Annotated in this window: 20 protein-coding genes and 2 pseudogenes; 13 read left to right on the forward strand and 9 right to left on the reverse strand. The window is 59.7% G+C overall.

What is annotated here, in order from left to right; translation table 11 throughout:
- Nucleotides 1–98: 98 nt before the first annotated feature.
- From GOEFS_RS23990 to GOEFS_RS22240, 10 genes and pseudogenes are all read left to right on the forward strand, one after another.
- The gene (locus GOEFS_RS23990; RefSeq protein ID WP_505667015.1) at nucleotides 99–305 is read left to right on the forward strand and encodes a DUF8691 family protein; all 207 of its coding nucleotides are present in this window, start codon (nucleotides 99–101) and stop codon (nucleotides 303–305) included.
- Between the two features lie 1,003 nt (nucleotides 306–1,308).
- A complete protein-coding gene (locus tag GOEFS_RS00325; protein ID WP_007315860.1) occupies nucleotides 1,309–2,004 on the forward strand; it encodes an SDR family NAD(P)-dependent oxidoreductase in 696 nt (231 codons plus the stop codon).
- 75 nt (nucleotides 2,005–2,079) lie between these two features.
- The gene (locus tag GOEFS_RS00330) at nucleotides 2,080–3,048 is read left to right on the forward strand and encodes an alpha/beta fold hydrolase (protein ID WP_007315861.1); all 969 of its coding nucleotides are present in this window, start codon (nucleotides 2,080–2,082) and stop codon (nucleotides 3,046–3,048) included.
- Between the two features lie 154 nt (nucleotides 3,049–3,202).
- Nucleotides 3,203–3,841 (forward strand): annotated as a pseudogene (locus GOEFS_RS00335) (amidohydrolase family protein); the annotation flags it as partial.
- Nucleotides 3,842–3,905: 64 nt separating this feature from the next.
- The gene (locus tag GOEFS_RS23940; RefSeq protein WP_373278179.1) at nucleotides 3,906–4,166 is read left to right on the forward strand and encodes an amidohydrolase family protein; all 261 of its coding nucleotides are present in this window, start codon (nucleotides 3,906–3,908) and stop codon (nucleotides 4,164–4,166) included.
- 2 nt (nucleotides 4,167–4,168) lie between these two features.
- Nucleotides 4,169–4,462, forward strand: coding sequence for a hypothetical protein (locus GOEFS_RS23330; protein WP_007315863.1), 294 nt, complete (start codon nucleotides 4,169–4,171; stop codon nucleotides 4,460–4,462).
- A gap of 14 nt (nucleotides 4,463–4,476) precedes the next feature.
- Nucleotides 4,477–4,980: an MFS transporter gene (locus GOEFS_RS23335; RefSeq protein WP_007315864.1), complete on the forward strand. Its 504-nt coding sequence runs from the start codon at nucleotides 4,477–4,479 to the stop codon at nucleotides 4,978–4,980.
- A 582-nt stretch (nucleotides 4,981–5,562) separates the two neighbouring features.
- Nucleotides 5,563–6,780 (forward strand): epoxide hydrolase family protein, encoded by a 1,218-nt coding sequence (locus GOEFS_RS00350; protein WP_007315866.1) that lies wholly within the window; start codon nucleotides 5,563–5,565, stop codon nucleotides 6,778–6,780.
- A 54-nt stretch (nucleotides 6,781–6,834) separates the two neighbouring features.
- On the forward strand, nucleotides 6,835–7,785 hold the full coding sequence (locus GOEFS_RS00355; protein ID WP_040524133.1) for a helix-turn-helix transcriptional regulator: 951 nt from the start codon (nucleotides 6,835–6,837) through the stop codon (nucleotides 7,783–7,785).
- A 216-nt stretch (nucleotides 7,786–8,001) separates the two neighbouring features.
- Nucleotides 8,002–9,111, forward strand: a complete 1,110-nt coding sequence (locus GOEFS_RS22240) for a type IV toxin-antitoxin system AbiEi family antitoxin domain-containing protein (RefSeq protein ID WP_007315868.1) — start codon at nucleotides 8,002–8,004, stop codon at nucleotides 9,109–9,111.
- Here GOEFS_RS22240 and GOEFS_RS00365 read toward each other — a convergent pair.
- The 8 genes and pseudogenes from GOEFS_RS00365 to GOEFS_RS00395 all read right to left on the reverse strand — a co-directional run bounded on the left by GOEFS_RS00365 (nucleotide 9,090) and on the right by GOEFS_RS00395 (nucleotide 18,817).
- Nucleotides 9,090–10,043, reverse strand: a complete 954-nt coding sequence (locus GOEFS_RS00365; RefSeq protein WP_007315869.1) for a nucleotidyl transferase AbiEii/AbiGii toxin family protein — start codon at nucleotides 10,041–10,043, stop codon at nucleotides 9,090–9,092. The genes GOEFS_RS22240 and GOEFS_RS00365 overlap by 22 nt on opposite strands.
- A gap of 9 nt (nucleotides 10,044–10,052) precedes the next feature.
- Nucleotides 10,053–10,187 carry a hypothetical protein gene (locus GOEFS_RS23875; protein ID WP_280985267.1) on the reverse strand — a complete coding sequence of 45 codons (135 nt, stop codon included), beginning with the start codon at nucleotides 10,185–10,187 and terminating at the stop codon, nucleotides 10,053–10,055.
- A 1,235-nt stretch (nucleotides 10,188–11,422) separates the two neighbouring features.
- A complete protein-coding gene (locus GOEFS_RS00375) occupies nucleotides 11,423–12,712 on the reverse strand; it encodes a PucR family transcriptional regulator (protein ID WP_138917822.1) in 1,290 nt (429 codons plus the stop codon).
- A gap of 93 nt (nucleotides 12,713–12,805) precedes the next feature.
- Nucleotides 12,806–14,386 (reverse strand): MFS transporter, encoded by a 1,581-nt coding sequence (locus GOEFS_RS00380; protein ID WP_085949498.1) that lies wholly within the window; start codon nucleotides 14,384–14,386, stop codon nucleotides 12,806–12,808.
- Between the two features lie 1,276 nt (nucleotides 14,387–15,662).
- Entirely contained in the window at nucleotides 15,663–16,349 is a 687-nt protein-coding gene (locus GOEFS_RS23995) for an MDR/zinc-dependent alcohol dehydrogenase-like family protein (RefSeq protein ID WP_245549737.1), read from the reverse strand.
- Nucleotides 16,350–16,361: 12 nt separating this feature from the next.
- Nucleotides 16,362–16,823: pseudogene (locus GOEFS_RS24000) on the reverse strand (alcohol dehydrogenase catalytic domain-containing protein); the annotation flags it as partial.
- A 32-nt stretch (nucleotides 16,824–16,855) separates the two neighbouring features.
- Nucleotides 16,856–17,989 (reverse strand): zinc-dependent alcohol dehydrogenase, encoded by a 1,134-nt coding sequence (locus GOEFS_RS00390; RefSeq protein ID WP_007315874.1) that lies wholly within the window; start codon nucleotides 17,987–17,989, stop codon nucleotides 16,856–16,858.
- 15 nt (nucleotides 17,990–18,004) lie between these two features.
- On the reverse strand, nucleotides 18,005–18,817 hold the full coding sequence (locus tag GOEFS_RS00395) for an alpha/beta fold hydrolase (RefSeq protein ID WP_245549736.1): 813 nt from the start codon (nucleotides 18,815–18,817) through the stop codon (nucleotides 18,005–18,007).
- A gap of 168 nt (nucleotides 18,818–18,985) precedes the next feature.
- Here GOEFS_RS00395 and GOEFS_RS00400 point away from each other — a divergent pair, with 168 nt between their 5' ends.
- Entirely contained in the window at nucleotides 18,986–19,678 is a 693-nt protein-coding gene (locus GOEFS_RS00400) for a TetR/AcrR family transcriptional regulator (protein WP_007315876.1), read from the forward strand.
- A gap of 281 nt (nucleotides 19,679–19,959) precedes the next feature.
- On the opposite strand, the gene GOEFS_RS00405 is transcribed toward GOEFS_RS00400, so the two are convergent.
- Nucleotides 19,960–20,661: a TetR/AcrR family transcriptional regulator gene (locus GOEFS_RS00405; RefSeq protein WP_170323112.1), complete on the reverse strand. Its 702-nt coding sequence runs from the start codon at nucleotides 20,659–20,661 to the stop codon at nucleotides 19,960–19,962.
- Nucleotides 20,662–20,832: 171 nt separating this feature from the next.
- Here GOEFS_RS00405 and GOEFS_RS00410 point away from each other — a divergent pair, with 171 nt between their 5' ends.
- Nucleotides 20,833–22,041, forward strand: coding sequence for an FG-GAP repeat domain-containing protein (locus tag GOEFS_RS00410; protein ID WP_007315878.1), 1,209 nt, complete (start codon nucleotides 20,833–20,835; stop codon nucleotides 22,039–22,041).
- Nucleotides 22,038–23,789 carry a hypothetical protein gene (locus GOEFS_RS00415; protein ID WP_007315879.1) on the forward strand — a complete coding sequence of 584 codons (1,752 nt, stop codon included), beginning with the start codon at nucleotides 22,038–22,040 and terminating at the stop codon, nucleotides 23,787–23,789. The genes GOEFS_RS00410 and GOEFS_RS00415 overlap by 4 nt, the downstream gene beginning before the upstream one ends.
- The last annotated feature ends 545 nt before the right edge of the window (nucleotides 23,790–24,334 follow it).

Consider the following 24,334-nt stretch of genomic DNA (forward strand, 5'->3'; position numbering starts at 1 on the left):
GGTCGATTTCATCCTTTTCGCATGACCTCAGGCGTGGCCAGTGCGGCAATGCTGATCAATACAGGTTGACTTCGCGCGACGGCGGCAGGGTGATGACAATGTCGGACATCTATCGATTCCGAATAGAAGGAGTCGTGAGTCCGGAACTGATTGCCACTTTCCATCCGCTGAGCACAGTAGTTGATTCTAACGGCACGGAGTTCGCCTGTCTTATTAACGACAGTCCACAGTTGTTCGGCATCGTCGCCCGGTGTGAGACGTTGGGCCTGAATCTCATTTCTATGATGCGTATGCGCAGCGTATGAGGTTGCGGTCACGTCTAGCGCTTCATTAAAATGGCTTAATTAATCATCATTCCATTTCCGCACAAATAATCGCCCATTGCGAATTACCAGTTCACGTGAGGCATCTATCCAGCTCCCGCTGGTAAATCGACTAGACCTCGACGGCTGCATGTGTCAAATCTCCCTACGGTAGTTTTCCACGGGCACCAACCACAGGGTCGCGATCCATTCAGATGGTCAATTGACCCAATATTCGATAGTCGAGCGTCCTACCAACTTAGCGTCGAGTGCCACCCACCAACAAGCCCGACGAACCCACCAACGCGGTGGTCGAGTGGGCTCGACGAGCGGCTAGCGAGACGCGCGTGTATCGACCCGGCGAGTCGACACACGTGGCGACCTCAGCACCCCGCGTGGACAACACCGTTAGACCACTGCCGACGGTCGAGGCAGAAGTGAGAGATGAAGAATCTCAATCCACACTGAGAATTCACATCCGGAGATCTGAAGCAGTTCATCTACCCATAACTCTCTGAAGCGGGACTCTGGCCAGCAGTGAAAGTCAATTGCTATTGGAGTCAGAGAAATTGGGTCTGCGAATACCCGTTCGTCGTCACTCGATATGCCGGTACTGATAGCAATCGAGATATCCCGCGGAGTATTCGGCGTACTGCGGGCGACCACAGAACCTGGATCGCATCAGCCAGGTTTTCACTCTCGACGTTGTTTGTGTCCAGCCGCAGCCAATAGCGACGACCTCCCGGGAATGACGCCTTGGTCTCCTGGTTGGCACTCCACTGGAGACTTCAGGAAATTACATATGCGCCGCGGCGCTCAACCATATCTGCTGAGACATACGCCGCTATGGAGTTCCGACCGCAAGGTTGCAAGACAGCGCACCCTAGTGACGGGTCCCACACGCCCCAACCGTCCTAGTTAGGGCTTTAACTGCCCTAACCGGGCGGTAACTTCGCTTACGACCTTCAAATCAAGTTAATAACCAGAAAATGGAGAACGAAACACAATGCCTATCACCGTAATCACCGGAGCCAACAAGGGTCTGGGGTTCGAGACCGCCCGGCAACTGACCGAGGCTGGTCACACCGTCTACCTTGCGGCCCGCGATAAGGACAATGCCGAACGCGCCGCGAAGGAGCTCGGTGCGCATCCCCTGGTAATCGACGTGACCAAGGATGCGAGCGTGCGCGCAGCCGCCGAACTGGTCAAGTCTGAGCAGGGCCACATCGATGTGCTGATCAATAACGCTGGCATCGCCGGACCCGATCACGAGCCGGACGAGGTCACCGGTGACGATCTCGCTGAAACCTTCAACACCAACGTATTTGGCGTCGTGCGCGTCACCCACGCGTTCCTGCCGCTGCTCGATAAAAGCGATCACGGCGTCATCGTCAACGTCGCCAGCGGCCTCGGATCATTCGCCCGCTCAACTGACCCGGAGCGGATCGAATCGAGCATCATCAACATCGGCTACAACACCTCCAAAACAGCGGTAGCGATGCTGACAGTGCAGTACGCCAAAGCATTTCCGAAGCTGCGGATCAACGCGGCCGATCCCGGCTTCGTCAAGACCGATTTCAACGGCAACACCGGCACCATGTCGGTCGCCGAAGGAGCCGCATCAATCGTCGCTGCGGCAACGGTACCGGCCGACGGCCGCACCGGAACCTACCAAGATGCCGAAGGCCCCGTCCCCTGGTAACCGCCAAGCAACGTTGCTGATCAGATCAATCTGACTGCACGCCTTCACTATTCATATCAGAAAGAAGGAAAGAATATGCCTAAGTCCGAAGCGGCCGACCGGGCCGATAGCTTTGTCTCCCATGACTTCAAGGAGAACATTGTCGATCTAGGCGAGATCCGAATGAACTACGTGGTGCAAGGCAACAAGAAGTCGCCAGCACTGCTGCTCATTCCCGCTCAGGGAGAATCCTGGTGGGGATACGAGGCCGCAATACCGTTGCTCGCCAAACACTTTCAGGTTTTTGCGATCGATTTGCGCGGGCAAGGCCGCACTACGTGGACCCCGGGGCGCTACACCCTGGACATCTTCGGAAACGATGTGGTGCGGTTCATCGACTTGGTCATCGGGCGGGAAACACTGATAGCAGGCAATTCATCGGGCGGCTTGATTGGTGCCTGGCTCGCGGCGTTCGCTAAGCCGGGCCAGGTTCGGGCAGTGATGCTCGAGGATCCGCCTCTATTCGCCTCGGAAATCCGTCCGCCCTACGGCCCAGGCATCTGGCAAGGCCTCGGCCCGATGTTCGCCGCGTGGGCCAAATGGCTTGGCCCGCAATGGTCTATCGGGGACTGGGACGGCATGGTCAAAGCATTGCCTGATGAGTTGCCCGAAGACCTGCTTCCGGGTATCGGGTTCATGCTTGGCGATGGTGAAAGCGACGGCGCCGCGCCGACCCCGCCGCAGCACCTGAAGGAATACGACCCCGAATGGGGGGCATCCTGGGCGAGCGGGTTCGCAAACACAGGCTGCGAGCATGAGGCAGTGATCTCACAGGTGCGGGTACCGGTGCTGCTTACCCACCACTTCCGGCAGATTAACGAGGAGACCGGGCACCTGATGGGCGCGCTATCGGACCTGCAAGCAGCCCAGGTGCGCCACATCATTGAAGAAGTTGCCGGACAAGAGGTCACCTACGTCTCGCTCGATGCTCCGCACACCATGCATGAACCTCAGCCAGAGCGGTACACCGACGTTCTTCTGGACTGGGTTAAAAAACTCGGCTGACATCGCGCCCGCATCAAACCGGGAGGGAGGTGCCACGAAAACGCCGGCAACTCCCTCCCCGGTCCGTTCAGCTAGTCGTGCTCGGAGCTCACGCCACCGCTCCGGTGTTTGTGACCCGATCTAACATTCCCCTTCGCCGTAAGGAGCATTCAGCATGGCTACCGATGCCAAGCCCGCACGAATCGATGTTCATCACCACGCCCTGCCCCCGCAGTGGGCCCAGCTCACCGGCATGCCAGGAGGCGGTGAACTCCCAAAATGGTCTGTAGATTCCACACTCGAATTCATGGACACCAGGGGCATTGCCACCGCGATCATGTCCGTGTCAGCCCCGGGCATCCCGGGAGAAAGTGACGGGGGCGGACCGAAGCTGACACGCGAACTCAACGAAGACTTGGCGTCCGTGGTGCGCGACTACCCTGACCGCTTCGGTCTTTTTGCGAGTGTCCCGCTGCTCGACGACATTGACGATGCAGTGCGCGAGGCCGTATATGCGCTTGATGAACTGTCCGCCGACGGGCTGGTTGTCATGTCCAACTACGCCGGCGCGTACCTCGGCGACTCCCGCTTCGCGCCACTGTGGGCCGAACTGGACCACCGCCGCACGCCAGTGTTCATCCATCCCACAGAGCCTGGCCTTCCGCTGATCCACGGGCTCAATCCGTCCGTTGTGGAATATCCTGCCGAAACCACTCGCAATGCCTTCGACATGGCATTCACCGGCACCATCGCACGCTTCCCCAATGTCCCGTTCATCCTCTCGCATGCCGGGGGCTTCTTGCCTTACGCCGCGTATCGCTTCGCCAAAACAGCCGAAACATGGCATCCCGATCAAGTAGCCGATATCGACATCATGCTTGATCAGATGCGCTCGTTCTACTTCGACACAGCGCTATCGACCAGCGGTCTGGCAACTTACAGCACTACTGGAATTTGCCCGCCCAGGACACGTCCTGTACGGCAGCGACTGGCCCTACATCAAGGCCAGCGGAGTTGACTACTTCAACAATCTGTACGACGGGGCACCGATCAGCGACGACACCCGTGCCGCGAGCGACCGCAGCAACGCCGAACAACTGTTCCCGCGGCTTGCAACTCCACCAGCTAACAGGAGCTAAGCGTGGCGAAGCAGCGTGCAGCTACCGCCTCGACACCAGCGCAAACAGGCGAGGGGAACCGGTGGTTCGCGGTTGCCGCCATGAGTTTCGCGGCGTTCACGCTCGTATTCGCAGAATTTCTGCCAACGGCCACGCTCACCGAAATCGCGAACGCCTTTGCCGTGAGCGAGGGCACGGCCGGGCAGGCGGTGGCGGTCACGGCCCTGGCTGCAGGGTTCTCCGGACTTCTCACCCCGGTCGTCGTGCAGCAAGTGGATCGCCGCCTGGTGATGATCGGGCTCACATCGCCACGATAGGCGCGAATCTTCTGGTGACAGTTGCCTCCTCGTACACGGAAGTGCTACTGGCCAGAGTGGTGATCGGCGTGACCATCGGCGGCTTCTGGGCCCTGGCAATAGGTGTGGCCGGCGAATTGGTGCACCGGCGCCATCTTGGCCGCGCGATCACCCTGGTCAACGCCGGGGTGATAACCGCGATGGTGATTGCGATCCCGGCAGGCACTTTCATCACCGAAACCTCCACGTGGCGGGTCGCGTTCGCACTCGCGGCCGCGCTCACAGGCCTAGCGCTCACGCTGCAGGTGCTTGCCCTGCCGGCGTTGCCGCCGCACACAGCAGTCCGCCCCAGGCAGTTGCTCGCAGTGGTACGCCGAGGGCGCGTTGTCGCTGGACTGGCGGCTATCGCGCTGATCGCCGCTGGACACTTTGCGGCGTTCACCTATATCAAGTCGGCGGCACAAGAAACAGGAGGTTTCGATGCCCCCCTCACTCACGCCGCTTCTCCTGATTTACGGTCTCGCTGCCGCAGCAGGTAACTCCGTCACCGGAGCGATCGAAAACCGGTCGATCCGCCTGAGTACCACTCTGTGCCCGGTGCTGCTCTTCTGCGGGATCGAATTTTTTGCGTGGTCAAAGAACGCACCGGCGATGATTGTGGTCGCCGTTTCCCTATAGGGCGCAGCATTCGGCGCACTTCCCACCACCACTCAGACCTGGATCGCCCGCGCTGAACCCGACCGCCTGGAGGCCGGAGGCAGCGTCGTAGCTTCTATCTTTCAATTCGCGGTTTTCTTCGGCGCGATCCTTGGCGGGATACTGGTCAACAACTGGGGAGTCACCTGGAACTTCATCATCGCCGCCTTCGTCGTCGCCCTCGGAGCTGCAGCGTTCTCCGTTCCGAAGGGTGGGCGACGCAGTGTCAACCCGGTAACCAGTACATCTCTGATCAGATGTTCGTCTTGACCGCTCCGGCCTCTCCCTCCTCGGGCGGCTTCTGTCCACTTGCAACATCTCGCTTGACCTAGATACCACCGACGAAAGCTAGGACTCAAACTGACCTAACCAGGGCATATCGTCCTAATCATCGGATTGTTACATTCCAAACAAGGAGATCGCACATGTCAGCCGCTGATCTGTCCCCCTACACAATTGATATTTCCCAAGATGTGCTCGATGACCTCCAAACCCGGCTGCGGGCCACCCGGTTCGCCCCGGATCTGAACAACGACGATGAAAAATACGGATTGTCCACTGGGTATCTCAAGGGCTTGGTGGAACACTGGGCGAACGCGTTTGACTGGCGCGCTGCAGAGCGCAAGCTTAATGCCGCCGAGCAGTACCGTGTTGAGATAGACGGCACACCCGTGCATTTTCTGCGAGCTCCTGCGAAGAAATCGGACGCACTGCCACTCATCCTTTTACATGGATGGCCCTGGACCTACCTCGACTGGACACGGGTTACCGAGCCGCTGAGCAACCCGGCGGCTCATGGAGCCGGTTCCGCACCTGCCTTCGAGGTAATAGTGCCCTCTCTTCCTGGATTCGCGTTTTCGACTCCGGTGGCCGACGGACACGAAAACTATGTGTCGATGGCGGAGCGTTTCCATACCCTCATGACTGAGGTGCTCGGACATAAGCGGTACGCGGTGTGCGGCTCGGACTACGGCGCGCTTGTCGCCGGGCAGCTGGCTCACCGCCACCCTGAATCTGTGACCGGATTGCACCAAGGGATGCCATCACCGCTGCCAGCGTTGCAGGGTGACCGGTACTGGGACATCACCGGCGGACGGCCTGTACCAGACGATGCCTCCCCCGAGCTACGGCAAGACTTGCGTGCCTTCGTTGAGGCACTGGGACCTCATCTGGCGGTCCACACCCTGGACGGCCAGACCCTGACTCACGGGCTTCATGACTCACCCGCGGGCATGCTCGCGTGGATTTTGGAGCGCTGGAAGCGCTGGAGCGACCGCAACGCCACTTTCGAAGAAGTCTTTCCAGTTGACCATGTGCTGACCAGCGCCACGATCTACTGGGCAACGCAGAGCATCGGCTCGTCTATCCGTATTTACAAAAACGCACATTTATACCCCGAACCCGAGGAGTACCGCACCACGCCGCCGATTACGGTGCCCACGAGCTTCACGTTCCATCTCGGTGATCAAGCATCACCCGGTATCAATACCGCCGAGGAATACAAGGCGGCGATCAAGCAAAACACCGCAGAGATCTATCAGGACCTGCGCGAAATATACGTGCATCAGCGCGGCGGGCACTTCGGGCCCTGGGAACAACCAGACGCCTGGGTAGAAGACCTGCGCAACGCGCTCGGGCAGTAAGTGCCGAACATAATAGGGCCAAAACTGTCCTAATCCAGTGGAATGATTGGTGGTATGACCGATACCGCATCACGATTGCTTCGCCTCCTCGGGATGCTGCAGGCTCCGCGAAGCTGGAGCGGCTCCGCGCTCGCCGTGCGTCTGGAAGTCGATATACGCACTGTCCGGCGCGATATCGAAAGGCTTCGTGAGCTCGGGTACCCGATCGCGGCCGAACCGGGCGTCGCTGGCTACCGGCTCGGGGCGGGAAACAGCATGCCGCCGTTGCTACTCGAAGACAACGAAGCCGTGGCGATGGCGCTGGCCTTGCGCATCGCCGCTGCCGGCGGCGTGCAAGGAATCGACGACAGCCTGCTCAGCTCCTTGGTCAAACTCGAGCAAGTCCTCCCCTCCCGGTTGCGATACCGGATTACCACCCTGCACGATGCCACCGTCAGCGTCCCCGGCAACACAACACCTGTCGATCCGGAAGCACTCGCCATCCTCGCCTCCACAATTGGCCAGCAGAACATCTTGCGGTTCGACTACGCCAAGCACGACGGAACCAGCGCCCGTCGGGCCACCGAGCCCCACAAACTCGTGCATTCCCGCGGTCGCTGGTACCTACTCGGGTGGGACATTGACAAAAAAGACTGGCGCACCTACCGGGTGGACCGGATCTCTCCCAAGACACCCGATGGCCCCCGCTTCACCTTGCGCGATGCCAGCGAGGTAAACGCTATCGGCCGCATATCACACGGCACTTCTGTGTCGGTGTATCGCTACCAGGCCCGAATCACATTGCTAGTACCTCTCGCGCAGGCAGCAGAACATATTCCGGAGGGCTCAGGGGTCTTGGAAACCATCGACGACCACTCCTGCACGCTACATACCGGCGCCAACAGCCTCACGCACTTAGCGATTCACATCGCCGCGCTTGACATGCCGTTCCGCGTCGAAGCCCCCCAGGAACTCGCCGACCGCATGACCGCGCTCGCCGAACGCATCACCCAAGCAACCACCTAAGACACTCAATTACATTCGCGCACAACATCATTCGTCAGAAAAACCTTTGCATGAATAAGCCGCCTGCATGCCGATGAATTAGCTTGTGGCACAAGAGATTTGGCGGACCCAACCGACTGTCCGATCCAAGACTAGTTGAGAGTAATCCAGGACAGCCGGAGAAACCGCCACGTGTATGTGGCGCAAACCTTACAATCTGGGTGTAAACTTTGTGCCATGACGAAGCGTGTTGGCGGTCTCGGGGCCGCGAGCTTGACTACGGCGGACGTGGCCGCCGAGCAGTGGGGCGTTGCGACGTCCGCGCAGCTCTCCGCGGTCGGCGTCAACGCGACGCACGTGAACCGCCTGGTCGAGACGGGCGTGCTCGACCGCCTGCACCAGGGGGTCTACCGCCTAGTACGGTTCCCGCTGACCCCGTTGGACGATCTCCGCGCAGCGTGGATCGGCGCCGATCGCGCACGCTTCGTCGCTGACCGGCTCGACGGTTCTGACCCCCTGGTGGTCATCTCGCACCTCTCCGCCGCAGCCATGTACGAGGTGGGCGATCTCGCGGCCGATGAGCACACGCTCACCGCGCGCCGGCGCATGCGGCTGTCGATTCCGGATGTACGGGTGCACGTCGACCGGCGTCTCGATCGAGCCGATTGGACGGTCGTTGACGGCCTGCTCGTGACGACGGCGCTGCGCACGGTCGCTGACCTCATCGCCGATGGAATCGACGGTGAGCACATCGGTGCGATCATGCGAGATCTTCTGCAGCGCGACCTGGTGCAAGCGGACGAACTGGTGACACTGCTGGACGAGCGTGGCACCGCGCTCGGTTACAAGCGCGGCCGCGGGCAGGAGGTCCTCGACGAGTTGCTCGAGCTTGTCGGTGTTTCCAGCAACACGACGGCGCTCGCGCGCGGCGCTCCGCTCGAAGTTCTGGCCGCGACGCTACCCCGCATCTATCCGGAGCTGATCCCGCGCGCCGCAGGGTTACAGAATCTCATTGTCGCGCCTGCTCTGACGGAGGCTTTTCGAGGTATCGCAGCTGAGCACATCATTCCTCCGGAATTGAGGGCACAACTCAACGAACTCGGACGCAATCTTACCGCCACTGCGATGACGCCGGAATTCATCGAGCAATTGCGGCAGACCCTCGCAAATCTTCAGCCACTCATTAGTCCCGCAGCGGCTCAGCTCGGACAGGTGAACAACATGGGCGTAGCCCCAGGAGGCGCACAAATAGGACGGGCTGTTGCGCAGCTCTCTGAGATATCCTCGTCGGTCGAAGACGACGGCGATCCGGGTGAGACTTCCGATCAGGGCTCAGTCCACTCCTGACGCTCGCTCGACCAACGCAGGTCGTCGGCACCTCCCGGGTCGGTGTGGGCGGCGAGAATCGCGCGCCAGCAGCGGGCGGCGACGGCGACGGCGGTTTCGATGTCCGTGAGGTCGGCGCGCAGAGGCGAGTCCTTCGCGAGGCGGGTCCACTGCCGCCGCCATTGCTCAACGGGAACTCCGCCGCCAGCGTCGATGCTGGCGAACACCGCCGGCAGCGTGAAGCCGCGCCGCTGCGCTTCTGCAGCAACCTTCTCTGCGCTCGGCCGCAGATTCAGCTCGACGAGGTCGTCGTGCTGAATGAGTAGGAGATCAATCAGATCGCGAGGCCGCGTAGACGTGCCCGTATTGTTCTCCCCGTGGGGCTCGTGGATCGCGCAGATCTTGTCGGCGATCTGTGCCGGAATCGAGGCAAGAGCGATGACCGCAGTGAGCTCGCCGAAGACGTCACCGCCGGCCGCGTCGATCGAGACGTGGTCGACCGCGCCGGTGTAGCGCGATGTCGATGACAGGTCGATGTTGAAGGTGTCGAGCTTGCTGGTGCCGATGAAGGCGGAGACGGTCAGCTGCAGGCCGTCGTTCTTGGTCATCCGCTTCTTGCTGGTGATCTCCCACCGTAGCGGTGAGCGCGAGGCGTCGAGGGCCTCGCGCAGCGAGGCGAGGGCGTCCTCCAGAGACATCGCGGTGGCGAGGTCGACGTCCTTGCTGTGTCGAGCCTCGGCAAGGCGGATCATCATCCCGGTGCCGCCCTTGAGCACCCAACCGTCGGGATTGTGGGAGAAGACGGTGACCAGGAACAGTCGCATGACGCGCTGGCGTCGAAGCTCGTTGACGTTGATGCCCCACTGCTTCGCCTCGGCGCGGATGAGTGCGCTGAACTTCTGGGCGAGGGCCTGGTCGCGCCCGGGCGGTTGTTTCGACGACGGACTGTTCATCGCATAGTTCTACCGCGCCGGGATCTCGGGGACCCGTGCAACCACCGTGGCCGATCCGTCAGGATTGATTCGGATATGTCCGCCCGGCGGGACATCGACGTCGAATACGTAGTCCTTGGGGCTGGTGTGATCGTTGATCAGCACCATCTGCGATGGTCCGAAGGCAAATCTTTCGCTGCCACCGCCTGGCAGTACTGAGGTTAGGGCCCTGCCGTCGTGGAGTCCGCCAGCGATCGGAGCAGATATGTCCGGTGAAGGCGCGAGCGTGTGGGTGTTGGCCAGAGTGGCTCTGGTCCGGGTAAGGCTGGGAGCGGACCCGCGGGTTCGAGACTGCCAGAGCTGCCGCACCGGCTATGAGCCAGACTGCGGTGGGGGTTGATGGGCGTGTCGGGGTGAGGACTTCACCCCTGGTGAGGGCTCGGTTAGCTCGCCAGAGGGTGCGTTCGTGACCGGGACTGTGGTGGTGTGGGTACACGGGTGTGTGCCGGAATCGGTGTCGTAGGCACTGACGGTACCGCCGCTGGTGCCTGCCCGGCAGGGGCCGCAGGCGTGCGTGGTGCTGGTACGCCCGTGGGTGCGAACGTTGCATGGATAGGCCTCGATCGATTCTTTGGCCACATGCTGTATCGGCAACTTCCGCCGGGTTGCCAGGATTTCAGAGTGCCGGACCTCCCGAACCGGAATCGCTCGCAGAGGCGTTTAGCGCCGGAATGAACGGTGTATTCGAACAGACCGTTGGTGACTCGCTCGCGCGTATCGTGGAAAGCAGCCGGACTGCCGCTCGACTAGTGACCGAAGCAGAGCTGCAAGACAAATGGACTACGAAGCGGGCAAACACCATCGGCATGCGACTGGATAGTGCTAGCCGGAAGGTACTGCCTCGTCATTGACGCCACCAACCACCATCTGCCAACCACGCGACGCAGGTGATTGATCCCTTCCCTCCGTCTATCTATCGAAATTGACGGTCCAGCCATCTACAGGTACCTGCTCTCTTCTTAACAGCGGAGGCGGCATGGTCTGAGAAGCAGGAACCTGCCTTACCACTACACAATTTCTCCGCGGATGCGTCAGCCTGCGCGTTTAGCGCGAGAGTTAGAAAAGTGACTGCGACTAAAGACGGTTGGGGAAGCAAATGCCCATGCGAACAGACGGTTTAGCATCTTCCGACCACGAGTTCACGTGCTCCTATCGCCGTCCTAGCGTGTTGCAGAATCACGCTGAGAGGACCTACCTGCTGCATCGCCATCTATAGTCGACTGTCCAGCCGGTGACACGCGCTGCAGGGCTGCGGGTGCTGGCGGGCACGCGGGCGGGTTGAGGCTTGAGCCGACGCGCGGCGTGGTCGAAGCGACCATGCGCTCATATTTTCGACGCAGTTAGCTTAATTGGGGCGGTTCATTTACTCCCGCTGTTGATGATGTGGTTTCCCAGACGATTAGGGCCGCTGCCAAGAGGTGCGCGTCGGGTGGGTTGCTTGGATTAATGCCGGTCAGTTCGGCGATCCTGTGTAAACGATGCACATAACTGTTCGGGTGGATGCCGAGGGCTTGTGCTGCGGTTTGTCGATCTGCTCCATATCGAAAGTGAGCACGCATCGTTGCCAGCAGTTTTGGTTGCTCACAGACCGGGGCTACCAGCCCGGCGAGCGCCTCCCTGGAAGATCCGGGCTGGCTCGTCACATGGTACTCAAAGAGTAGGTCCCGCAGTCCGTACGTGCCGGCGGGACGGCCCAGCGTCCGCGCCAGCCCGACTAACCGCATCGCCAACGATGCCGCTGGAGCCACGTCGGAGAATCGCGTCATTTGCAGAGCGGCAACCATGGACCGACCGGTCTCTCGAGTCGAGGCTGTCACTGCGCGACAGACCTGTTCTCTCAGTACGTGCGATTCATGAGCGACACTGCCTAAATGTGCATCGTGCATCAATATAAACACCCCGATATCACCGACTATGGTAGCCAGGGTCGATACGCATCGTTCAAGGTGGCGTCGCACCACTGTAGTTCGTCGGCGGATTTCGAGATCTGCCGATGGCACCGATGTTGCCGGGTATGTCTTGTGGCCACTTGTCGAGGCGTCTTGTATGGCGAGCACTGCCAAAATATCCGTGGCGTTGATCCCACTCTGCAGTAAGTCGTCCTCAGTCACCTGCCGTCCAACGACCAAGTCGGCACACAGACGCCCCCGCGCTCGCTGGAGGTCGACCGGTGGAAACGCCCGATCCTCGTCAGTGAGTTCGTGCGCCACTATTGCAACGTAGGCCCACATATGCATCGTCACCGCGCCTTGCCGCGAGTCAGCATTGTCGCGTTGCTGTTTGTCCCACGCTGCAAACACACACTGAACACTCGCCATGAGGACGTCTATTGCCGCCGACATTGGAACTCCCGCTTTAACGCGCATGACAGCCACCGAGATTCCGGGTAGATGCTCTCTATAGCCGGTGTTTTCGGTCGCTACCATCCTAAATAGTCGCATGTGCGTTCGTACCAGCTTGGTCAACGCTGCCTCAATCATGCCGCCTACCTCCCGACACCATTCCACCTCACTTGCCACATATTGCGCGACCTCTGCTGCAAGGTACCCTTCTTCGTTTCTGAGCCAGAGCACAAATTTCGAGTTCGGCGATAACGGCGAAAGATCCTGGGTAACATCAATTGCTGACACGTCGCTCTCCTCATCCAAGAAGGTCGGTATTGCAGCTAACTGTCACAGCTTGTGTAGCATCAGTCCAAGTGCGCTACCCAAGAAATTTACGTGTTAGCGGGCTGCAATAAACTCATCCTTATGGGGCAACTTCCAAGGCATAAAGACTGCTACACCTATTGCACAGACAATTACCGCGCAGGTCGCTACGATCGACGCGGTGTGCAAACCATGTATTGCCGCTGACTTCATCGCAAAAACTAACGAGTCGCGTTGCGTTTCGACCCCGACAGGAACAGAACGATTCTTGATGTCTACGACACTGAGTACAGTAGCTCTCGCGACATCCTTTTCCTGATCCGACATGAGGCCCCGGGGTACGGCGGCGAGTGCGCCGTCGATCCGAGTCGTATACGCCGAAGCGAGAATTGACCCAAGGACCGCCACGCCCAGCGTCCCGCCCACCTCACGTGTGGTGTCATTCACCGCGGCCCCTGCGCCAGCCTCATCAAGAATAAGAGGCGACATGATCGATTGGGTCGCAGGCCCGGCAACCAACCCCATCCCAAACCCCAAACAAACCATCGAAGGCACGATGTCTGTCAAGTAGTCGCCGTCAATACCCATCTGGCCACCGAGGTAAAAGCCTATTGCGGTCAGGATTAGTCCGCTTACGATAATGGGTGTAGGACCAAGCCGTTGAGCGCTGGCTGCCGCGATAGGGGTGCCGATGAGAATTGACCCGGCAAATGGCAGCGACGCTACGCCAAACTCTAAGGGCGTGAACTCGCGTACACCCTGAAAGTACTGCGTCGTCAGAAACAGAAATCCAAACATCGCGAAATATCCGATAGCGATAGACGCTGCGGGCAAGGAAAAGGTCCGGATTCGGAAGAGCTGCAGATTGAGAACCGGATTCGCCGTTCTTAGCTCCCAGTATACGAATACAGATAGCGCAAATACACCGGCAAGAGCCGTAAGGAGGGTGGGAAACGACCACCACCCGTAGTGGGGACCCTCGATGATCGAATACACCACCAAGCTGACGCCGATAATGGACGAAAAGATACCCAAATAGTCAAATTTCTTTACCGTATCCGCTCTCGATTCCGGAACAAAGACGGCGACAGCAATCACTGCAACTAAGGATAAGGGTATATTGATCCAAAATACCGAATGCCATGAAAAGTGCTCGAGTAGCCAGCCACCAGAGACTGGGCCGAGAGCGATAGCCACGCCACCAACGCCACTCCACGCGGCTATGGCTCGCGATCGCTCGCCACGATCGGGAAAAATGTTAACCACCAGCGCAAGTGTTGCCGGAAAGACTGCCGCGGCAAACAGACCCATCACTGCTCGAACCGCGATCACAGTATCGATGGAATGGGTCAATGCGCCGGCGATCGATACGATCCCCACGCCGAACAACCCGCCGAGCATCACACGTCGTCGACCAAAACGGTCCCCGAGACTGCCCCACGCAAGCAGCAGGCCAGCGAAGGTCAAAGTGTAGGCGTCAACCACCCATTGCAGACCGCTGGTGTCGGCGGCGAGTTCGGCTCCAATAGAGGGCAGCGCGACGTTGACGATGGTGTTGTCAAGGACAACGAGCAGCTGGGCCATGCACAGCGCACCGAGCGCGGCATACCGCCCTCGGGCAGATGTCACCTCAGACGTTGCCTGTTCGGGGCCCACTTGTTGCCGGGGGTGAGTCACGGAAATCTACCTCGATCCGGTTTCGACTTAGGAGAATCGGCAACGCGGGGAAGAGCGAAACAGTAAGCGCCGATATCCGTGAGACTAAATGCGTTTTTGCGTATCAGCACGTTATCATCCCAATCGCGGGCCGGTCAATTTGGTGCCGCGAGCCGAATCTGAACGCACCGGGTCTGCTCTGATTCTCCGTGGTGGCGATTGCGATTCGGCGGTGACTCGCGACACAATTGGCGGGCATTTTGCGGCAGTGTGGGTTAGGCGCGATCCTCGAATAAAGGAAGGAAGATGCATGGTCGATTCAGCTGCCGTAGCGCAGAGCATTCGTGCCCGGTGGCATCTGTTGGCCAAGTCACAGTCATGAACAATGTTCTAGCGTAACGCCGGGTCGGTTTCAAACGAGATGGAGTTGGAGCTGCAAGCGGCCGTACGCTCGCAGGTCTCCACCCATGAGCGGTATAAGTAGTTCGTGTAGCGCCGTGTGTGTTATTCGAACAGCCCGACTCACAGAGAAGATTTGGAGAGCATTTATGAAAAGCCGTATTGTTGCCGCTGGTATTTTAGGTGCCGCGATTGTGTCAGGCACGATCGCCGCCGCTCCTGCGCAGGCGTATCCAGTGGGGCCGTGGAAGGTTGAAGGCCCGTGCGCGGGTAAAACTCCGAAACAGTGTCCAATGACTCCGTCCCGTGATGGTCTTACTTGGTCATGGCATGGAGATGCCTGGAACTACGATAAAACCGGGCACTTCGTGTGTATGTCCAGCGCGGTCTATTGCGCGCCGGCTATGGCGGCTGTTCGCGCATTGCCTCCGGTCAGGGTTCGTCCATAGGTAGTGAACAGAGTGGGCGAGCCTGGCTCGACTGCGCGTGAAGGTCCTCCTACTTGCGTAAGAGGACCTTCACCGTCTAGCTAGCGATAGCGCAGACACCGTGGACCTATACCAAGCCCGCCTGGTGTTTACCGTCGAATATTCAGATGGACCGAGTAGACCGGCACGTCTGTCGTCGAGAAAAATCGACTCAACTGACCTATCCGAACCGACATGGGATCCGCATTGAGGCCATCGCCGAGAGCGGCCAGTCCCGTGAGATTGAATCATGGCTATCGCCCGCAGAAGGACAGGAAATACCGGCGGGGCAGCCCGGCTCTGCGATATTTTCGCCACTTACTTTGACTAGCCGCTTAACGAGAAAAGTGGAATCGGATCACCCCGATGCTGAGGAGACTTCTCGAACTCAGTGGCTTACTGCTGACTGTTTACGGGGCGGTTTTGACGGCAAGTGGCGGCCGGTAGAGGACGGGTTTCGCGGTGCTTGTGGTGCCATAAGCCTTCGGTGCGTCGCGCCATTCTGACACATCAGGTGCGATCTTCTCGGCCGGGAAGTCTGTATCGGCGACCCAGTTGATGACTTCAGGCAGAACCGCCGCAACATGGCTGGTACTGACGTGCATTGTGATGTCCGTGAAAGTCGCGTGCATGAGCGGGACACCGCTGAACTTGGCAGTGTGATAACTGGGTACCTCACAAATCCCGCCGGGAGCCGTTGACCGGACCGCAAAAGGGATGCCGCCGGGCAAATTGGATGCGTCAACGACAATGTCGTACTGCTGTGAGGGCTTTGGAAAGCGGAGAAGGCTGGGCCGTGGTATCGGCGTGGCACCCAAAGATTCCGCTATGTGCAACCTTCGCGGGCTGGAATCGCAATAGTCCACTTGCGCGCCGTGAAAAGCGGCCATCCCTGCTGCATACAGTCCGATTCCACGGGCGAGGCCAGCGACCACGAGGACTCGTGCTCCGGGCCGGTTATTCAGATGCGGGATCACCCGACTCCACCCGTCAGCGAGACTGTCCGAGGCGGCAGCGACCCGCAACGGGTCCAATCCAGGGGGCAGGCAAGTGAGCATGTGGTCGGCGTGCGGTACCCGCAAAAGATCGCTGATCATCCCTCCATACGCACCGCCTTCGTGCCTGCCCGCGTACTCGCCCATTCCGTAGCACACCACCGGTCGCTCAATTCCGGTTTCTCGGCGGGTAGTCGTGCATTTGAGCGTCAGCCCTCGCTTGCACATTTCGCAGTAGCCGCACGAGACCGACCATGGCACTACGACGAAATCACCGACCTTTGCATTGGAGACGGCACTGCCTACCTCTATGACTTCGGCAACGCATTCATGACCAATCGCACATGGGCCCGAATATATTCGCGGACCGTACGTCTCGCGGAGAATGGGATCAAGAAGACCCACTTTTTCAGCGAACCACACACCGCGAATCATGGACGACATAGCCAACCAGTCGGCGTCGCACCTACTTGCGACGAAAGGCCGGACGATGGCGTCGGTTTCGTGCAGCAGCTTAGGCTCGGGCCGATCCAGCCACCTCAAGTCCCCCGGTGCCATCAGAGTGAGTTCTTGCATCAGTGGTTCTCTTCCTTGAGTGTGTGGGCAGGTCAGTTGAGAGGCGAACGGTAGAGAACCAGTTTGGTAGTCCGTGTGCCGTACGCAGTGGGGGCGTCTTCCCAGTCGGCAACCTTGGTTGTCACCTTCTCGGCGGGAAAGTCGTTGTCAGCTACCCAGGCGAGAACATCGGTTAGCGTGCTCGCCGGGTGGCTCATCCCCACATGGAGGTCGACATCATTGAACGTCAATTGCATCATTGGTAGCCCCGTGCGGATCGCGAGATGGTAGCTGGGAACTACACACACTCCGCCGGGCGCCACCGAGCGCGTCGCATACACGATGCCGGGCTGCAAATTTGATGCATCGACAACGATGTCATAGTGCTGTGAGGGTTTCGGAAAGCGCAGGAGGCTGGGCCGCGGTATCGGCACGGCACCCAAAGATTCCGCGATCTGTAGACGTTGGGTGCTCGAATCGCAGTAGTCAACCCTGGCTCCGTGTGTCGCGGAGATACCAGCGGCGTACAGGCCAACAGCACGTTCGAGGCCTCCGACAACAAGTACTCGAGCGCCGGGCCGATGCCGTAAATGCGGCACCGTCACGCGCCAGGCCTCCGACAGATTGTCCGAGGCCGCGGCTATGCGCAACGGATCGACGCGGTCAGGCACGCGGATCAGCATGTGTTCGGCGTATGGCACTCGGACCAAATCGGAGGCCATGCCTCCAAACGGGCCGGTCGCATGCCCGTGCCCGTACCACGACAAGACTCTTTCGCTGCCATCTGGCTGACTTCGGGTCGTCGTGCATTTTCCGGTCAATCCGCGCTGGCAGTTGTCGCATAAGCCGCACGACACCTGATACGGCACGACGACCTTGTCTCCCACCGTGAGATCGGTGACCGCCGAGCCCACCTCAACGATCTCGGCAACACATTCGTGACCAATGGCGCAGGGTTGGCGGTACGGGGTGTGGCCGAAGGCGTTCAGCAATATCGGATCGAGCAGTCGAGCTCGCTGAGCTGCGCGCACCACTCGCAGGAGAGCCGCAGAGGTCGCGATCTGATCGCCGTCGCATCGTCCGACGATGAAGGGGCGGACGATTGCATCACCAGCCTCGACTAACTGCGGTTCCGGCCGCTCAAGCCACCGGAACTTTCCTGGCCGGACCATGTTGAGTTCGCGCACGGGATAGCACCTACCTTAATTCGGGCTGCTGTGAACGATCGCGAAGTCGACGGCAAGCTTCGCAATCTCTTCGGAGTGTGTCATTGGCAGCCAATGGCCTCCGGCGACCTCACGAAAATTCACGGTGTCGGCCCATTGAGGCGCATCCGACAGCGGAATGCGACGAATGGCTACATCATATTTGGCGGTAACCATCTGCACCGGTACCGCAGTGTGGCGCCGACGCGGCCGAAAGAGTTTCGACAAATTCGCTCGGTAGATGCGGACGCCGCTGTTCATGTCGGAGACCAACGACGGGGCGAGGACCGCCTCGCCGGGTGACACGGCAGAAATGGTCCGAAGCACTCGAGTCCATACCTTTGGCTTGCCAAGGGTATTGAACGCAACGCGCGGAAACCCAGGCACGAACAGCGAAAAAATATACGAGGAGCAAACCAATTGACTCGACAGCCCCACTAAACGCCGTGGCGTAGGCCGTCGAATGGTTTCGCGTGCGAATGTGCCCCATAAGTCGAGGTTGGTACCCGCGACACACGAAAATGAAGCTACACGACCATCGAAGCGCGAGTCGCATATCGCATCCCACGCATACATCGCCCCAAAGTCGTGTCCGACGAGGTGCACAGGCGAATCAGGGCTGGTGTCATTGATGACGGCAAGCAGATCGGTGCACAACTCAGCGAAGCTGAAGTCACGCCACGATTGTGGCGACGTCGACTCTCCATGCCCGCGTTGATCGTAGGTAACTACGTGGAACCGATCGGCGAGCTTGGTGGCCACCTCGTCCCAAAGCAGATGGGTGTCTGGCCATCCATGAAGCAATACCATCGTCGGATTCGATCGATCGCCATACTCGAACACCGCCAGATCGATATTCGAGCCATCAGAACGAACAACTGACTGCACAGGTCCCGCTACGTCCACACCACAATCCTTCCGGGATGGAACTGACGATACATAATTCGTCTTTCCGTCTCATTAAGTTATCATCGGACCATGGCTCCGTCAAACACGCCCGAAGCAGGCCATCCGTCGGCATTCTTCGACGACCTGCTCAGGCGTGTCCCCGAGTTGATGGCATGGTTTGACGAGGCCGATGAGACCACCTTGCGTATCGTCGCCGCCGCGAAGGCGCAGATTGAGGCTGTCGGGTGGCGGCGAACAACCATCGACGACATCGCCACTCGCGCGCGCATGGGGCGTGCCACGATCTACCGCAAGTTCCCTACCAAATCCGACATCCTCGATGGCGTCCTCGCCGGCGAAGTTCGTAACTATTATCGTGCGCGCGCGTCGCTTACCTACGAGGGAACGATCGAGCAACGCATCGCAACGACAGCGGTCTTCACAGTCCAGCGAATCCGTGACAACGCCATGCTCAATCGGATGATTGAAGCCGAGCCCGAAACGATCCTGCCCGCACTGACCCGAGATGCTGGACCACTGTTTGAGCTGGTCGCCGAGTTGTCGATACCGCGCTGGAGACATGAAATCGACGACGGGGCCCCACTATCGCCGGAGCGTTTACAACATTATCGGACCGTGGCTGAATTGCATACGCGGATAACACTATCTTTCCTGCTGACTCGGACCACAAACATCGCACTCGACACACAAGAGCAGGTCGAAGCCTTTGCCACGGCCTATCTCGCCCCACTTCTGTTGCGGGACGACTGGAAGAGTAGTTAGTCATTTTTGTGCACGAATACACTCGGCATTGTTTGCGCTCGCACTGATCACCGCTATATCTTCAGCATGTCATTATCGCGCTTGCTTCCTATGACTCGCGTTACTCGTCGAATTCTCGACCATAGCGTTGTCGCGAGTCGCCAAACGCGCGCCCGACTATCGCCGGGCCACAAGAATGGGTATTAGGTACCGATCCAATCCCGCTGCTCGGCATTGGATCGCCGGACGAGCCTGTCACACCCACCTCACCAGCACACAAGACACGAGCCCTCGCCCACGTCTCACGAATGTGATGGGTTACGTAGGCTAGCCGTGATCCATTCGCGGATGCGAGGAATCATTCCGACGAGGTCGGGATCTTTGGCGGTATCGAGGGCATCGGAAGCGAGCTGCCGTACGGCATAGATGATGCCCAGGTAGGCGTCTATGGGAAGCTCTGTTGACGCCGTCTTATCCTCGCGCGCCATCGTCAAGTGCTCGGCTTTGACGAGTTCCGCGAACCGAACCAAGGCAAGACGACGTTCTGCTCGCCCTTGACGACTGTCGTTGTACAACTCCAATTGGAACGCGCGTGCGACAACGACGTCTTCTTGCAATGTCTGCAAATATGCGGTGAGAAGGGAGATAACTCCTCTTTCGATGGCATCATTGCCCAGCGTGGCGCCAAGATTTGCGAGCAGAACTTCCACGAAACGGTTATAAGCCGCTTGGGCGCAGTCTTCGATCGATCCGAAAGATTGGTAGAACGCGGACTTGGAGGTGCCCGAATGTGCGACGATATCGCTGATGCGCACATGCGAATAGCCATGCGCGGCAATCAATTCGGTGAAAGCGATCATATAGCGTTCGCGGTACATCTCCCCCAGTTCCGCGCGGGTCAGACGATGGGGGCCTCGCGGCAATGGGCCGGGCCGGGTGAAAAAGATGCCATCAGTGATTGGAGCGATCGAAGCGGTCGGCCGGAAATAGGTGTCGGAGGGCACCGGAACACAGTAGTGGACTGAAGACTCATACCGCAGCTTGAGCATTGACTGCCTGCACGTTAGAGTGTCGTACCAAAGCGTACGCCACTCCGAGGGGTGGTGGCGATTGCCCGTCCTGGGCAGTTACACGCTCGTATCGGTGACCGCGGCGATGCCGCGAAAGGAAGAATTATGAGACAACGAATCCACCGAGGTCGGACCGGGGCGCTCGTGGCGCTGATGTTGTCAGCGCTTACCGCTGCCAGCGTGATCGCGGTTCCCGCCGCGGTCGCGGCGCCGACAACAACCCCGCGATCTGTCATCCCAACCTTTGCTCCACCGCAGATCATTCCCGCGTTCGATGTCGCGGGGCCAGGCCCCGCCGCGGTGAACACGGTCGCCGCCGACTTCACCAACGATGGCGCTCCTGACCTGATCGAGACGCGCGACTGGGGAGTCGACATCGGCCTAAATCTCTTTGTCAACGACGGAAAGGGCCGGTTTGGCCTCCCCCGCATTGTTCTTGGCGCCCCGTCAGCACAGTCAGTCGCGGCCGGCGATCTGAACAACGACGGCAACCAGGACATCGTCGCCACGGGCGAATTCAATATCTTCGTATTCTTCGGCCGCGGAAACGGGACATTCCGCGGGCCTGACCTGTACCCGCTACTTCTCGCCGGTCAGATCCAGGCGGTGCTCGCCGACGTGGACAACGACGACGACCTCGATGTCGTTTCCGCCGGCATCTTCTCGATGCGCACTTTGCTTAACGACGGCAAGGGACATTTCCGCGGCGGCCCGATCAGTCCGATGCCCTCCACGGTGATCGGCGCTACCACCTTGGCCGACCTCGACGGAGACGAGAATCAGGATTTCTACGTCCTAGACTCCGCACTCGGCACGGTCATCGCGCTGCGTGGGGACGGGCACGGCCGATTCACAGTGAGCGGCACAGTCCTTCTCAGCGGACTCATTCCCGAGGACGTCTCAGCGATCAAACTCAATGATGACGGCTTCGACGACATGCTCTCATTGGGCTCATTCAGTTTCAGCCTGACCGGCGCACTCGCTGACGGTAAGGGTGGCTTCAGCACCGGCCTGCTGCCGTCAACCAACCGCTACCTTGGTATCGGACCGGTCGCCGGTGCGGTTGGCGATCTCAATGGTGACGGGCGCGAGGATTTCGTCGCCAGTCGCGTCCTCGAGGTACTCAAACCACTACGTATCTACACCGGCAATGGTACCGACCACCCGCGGCAGGCAACCGAACTGTCCAGTCCGCCGCTCGCTCAAACTCCGGTCCTCGCCGATTTCAACCGCGACGGGCGGCTTGACATCGCAGTGCCGAGCGTCGCCGTGATGTCCATCCACTTGAACACCACGCCGCGGGTGAACCGATGAGAATCATCTCGTTCGTGGGGTCGAGTTCTGCCCTGTGTCTCGCAGCGATGATCGCGCTGCCCGGTGTCGCGGCAGGCGCACCGACGCCGGCCGCCGCGCCCAGCGTTTGGCATGTGAAGGCCGGCGCCACCGCGGGCGGAAACGGTACCGTGCGAGCACCATTCAACTCTCTAGCGGTCGTTGAGCGAGTGTCGAAACCCGGTGACACCGTGATCGTTGACCCGGCCGCTCAACGCACCGCACCGCTGGATGGCGGCATACGACTCAAACGTGGTCAGCGCCTGATCGGTGGCGGCTCATCTGTTCTCGGCGCATCGCCAACGTCGGCTCTGCCGCGGCTGACGAACACGACCACCGGCTCCGGTGATGCCGTCACGCTGGCCGACGGTGTGGAAGTCCGCAATCTCGTGATCGAGCGGCCTCACCGTTCAGCGATATACGGGCACGACGCAACTGATGTATCGATCACCGGAAATGACGTGTCGCAGACCAATATTCGATGTCATGACGGTTTCATCATCGGCCCGTTCCAGATTCCCGCGTCGATCGCGGTACGTCGGGCAATCGCACCACTGCCCAATTATATTGTGCTGAACAATGGTTGGGCAGCGATCATGCTCGATCACACGCGTGCGCGGGGCACGGTCAGTGTGCGCGACAACCGAGTTCACGACACCGCTTGTGGCGACGGTATCGATGTCCGCACCTTCGGTTCCAGTGCGATCACCGCGACGATAGAGAACAACCACCTATCGCGCATCAATGTCGGTATCGCCAAGTTGTCCGTCCTCGCTCTCGGTCTGCAGAGTAAGGGCACCTCGTCATTGACCGCGACACTGCGTGGCAACACCCAGGTCGATATCGCCGACCCGACGCGCAGTCCGCTCAACAAGATGGCTGATAGCGAGGGAGTATTTCTGAACCCCGCCGACTACTCCCGTCTGCGCGTGGCCGTGGACCGCAACACCTTCCGGCGCGGTGACGGCAACTTCTCGGCCAACGGTCTGGAATACGTGACGACCACCGGCTCGCCCCGAAGTTCGGTGACAGTCACTGATAGCACTTTCGACGACGTTACGGGCGACGTGATCGAGAGCTACAATTTGAGCCCGGACGGCGCACATCACGAACTCACGCTGACCCGGGTTCGCGCGACTCGCTCGCACTTCCCGGCCGCGATTCTCAACCCGATCGTTCCGGTGAATCTTGGTAGCTGTTTGGTTGCAACGGGTTTTGGGCGTCACTCCAAGACGTCGCTCTCCGTACGCGATTCACGCTTCGCCGGATGCGCGGCTGATGGCATCGGCATTGTGTCCTACACACCTCGGGACGGCCGTTCATCGACCGCGACAATGCGTTTCGACATTGCACGAACCCGCGTAGATGGTGCGGCCGCACACGGTATCAACGTTGTCTCCGTCGGCGACCCGCGGAGTATTGCCGGTCGGGTCGAACGTACAGCGATAACTGGATCGTCAACGTCATCGGTGAATGTCGAAAACTATGGTGCACCAACATATTCCGCATTCGATTTCGGTGGCGGAGCCCTTGGCAGCAGTGGGCAGAACTGTCTGAACACAGCTCGCGACGGATTAGCGGTGACGGCAACGACCGCCGATGTCTCCCTGCGCCGCAACTGGTGGGGACGCCCAACGCGCCCGGCCGCCAACAGCATTCGATCAACAGGTGCCGACATCGACACCGCAGATCCGCTGACGCTGCCACCACCGGGGCTTGGATGTCGGTAGGGATACGCGAGAGACCCAGAGACTGTAACCGTCAATCCCCAGCGGGTGGCCGCAAGTTATGTATCGATTGATGAGAGCCCATGACGCAACTTACGACGACTTGAATCGGCCGACCGCACGCAGTACGCGGTGCCGTGGACCTTTAGCCCCGGTCAGCTAGCGCTTCGTTGTGCGCGGCCGGAAGTCGTACCTGAACCGCTTCATCGTTTGGCGCTCGCCTGGCAGGTGGGCAGCAAATTGTCACTGGCCGTGCGCTAGTCGTGGAGTTACGTCACCTTGCACCGAGCGCCTGTGGAACAGCCCAGCACTTGCGCGGCCGACTAGGTGCTGTGTCCATACGAAGGAGCTGGGCCTGATTCAGAATGACGCAGACATCCGGTCCGGCCGTCCGGGCAGGAACTTGGGTACTTGGAGGCCGCCACTGCGAGGGCGTGGCTAGGCACCTCGACAAAACGACTGCGGTGCATCAATATTTCTGATCGTCGTAGACCTTGATAACGGTGAGATCGCGCGCTAGATCGGTGTCGTTGTCGCCGCGTTATTTT

The organism is Gordonia effusa NBRC 100432, assembly GCF_000241305.1.
In the GTDB taxonomy this organism is placed as follows: Bacteria; Actinomycetota; Actinomycetes; order Mycobacteriales; family Mycobacteriaceae; genus Gordonia; species Gordonia effusa.